Below are 1,182 nucleotides of genomic sequence, written 5' to 3' on the forward strand. Positions count from 1 at the left end.
CGTGCCGCCGCCGTCGAACCCGGCCAGCGTGGTCAGGGCCGGGTCGTTGGCCGGGGAGGCCAGGTAGCCGGCCAAATCCTCCCGGGTTTCGGACCAGGCCGGCTGGTCCGCCGCGGCCATCCGGCGGACCAGGCCGTACCAGGCCTCGGTGTCCGCCGGCGTCAGCGCGCGCCAGCGCAGCCCGGTGCGGCCAGGGTCCGGATAGGGCGTCGTGGCGGTCATTGCACCTACGCTAGTGCAGCCGCCCGGGACGCGGAACCCAGCCGCAGCGTGCGGGTACAGGCAGCTGCCTCCTGCGGATCGTGGGTGACCATGACCACCGCCTTGTCCGCAAGCGCCCGGCGCAGGTCCGCCAGCAGAGCCGCGGCCGCTTCACGGTCCAGGTGGGCGGTCGGCTCGTCCAGCAGCACCACGTCCGCCTTCGTGAGCAGGGCCCGGCCCATGGCCACCCGCTGGCGCTGCCCGCCGGAGAGGTTGGGCCCGCCCGGGCCGATCCGGGTCCGCAGCCCGTCCGGCAGGGACGCCACGAAGGAGCCCAGGCCCACGGCCTGGACCGCGGCCAGCAGCTCCTCATCCGAGGGCGGGTCCTGCCGGCTCCTGGCCAGCAGCAGGTTCGCCCGCAGGCTGGAGTTGAACAGGTGCGCCTCCTGCGGGGTCCAGGCCAGCCGGCCGGGGGCGCCGCCGGGCCGGCCGTTGACCAGGTATTCGCCGCTTTCGGGCACCAGGAAGCCCAGCAGGACGCCCAGCAGCGTGGATTTGCCGCTGCCGGAGGGCCCGGTCACGGCCAGCCATTCCCCGCGCCGGACCTCCAGGTCCAGGCCGCTGAAGACCGGCTCGGGCTGGTCCGGATACCGGTAGGCGGCCCCGTGCAATGCCAGTGAGGCCACCGGTTCCGCCGTCCGCGCCGGCGGAGCGCCGTCGGCCGGCACCTCCCCGGGAGTGCCCAGTTCCGGCAGCACGCGGTCGCCCAGGGCGCGCCAGGCACCCCACTGCTGCGCGGCCGTGTTCACGGCGGCGTAGGGTTCGATCAGCGCCAGCTGCATCAGGATGACGACGGCGGCCGCTCCCGGCGCCGTCCCGTCCGCGACGGCGCCCGCCGCTACCGCCATCATCACCAGCGCGGACAGCGAGCAGGCCAGCACGGTTGCGCCCTGTCCCAGCCCCTGCGCCCAGGCACCGCGC

General features: G+C 75.5%; 1 protein-coding gene and 1 pseudogene. Both read right to left on the reverse strand.

Annotated features, from left to right (window positions below):
* A pseudogene (locus tag ACFQ36_RS22810) lies at positions 1-222 on the reverse strand (GNAT family N-acetyltransferase); the annotation flags it as partial.
* 5 nt (positions 223-227) lie between these two features.
* Positions 228-1,182 (reverse strand): ATP-binding cassette domain-containing protein (locus ACFQ36_RS22815; RefSeq protein ID WP_377017866.1); only part of this gene is annotated, 955 nt, incomplete at its 5' end.

The sequence above is a fragment of the Arthrobacter sp. GCM10027362 genome (assembly GCF_042679445.1).
GTDB lineage: Bacteria > Actinomycetota > Actinomycetes > Actinomycetales > Micrococcaceae > Crystallibacter.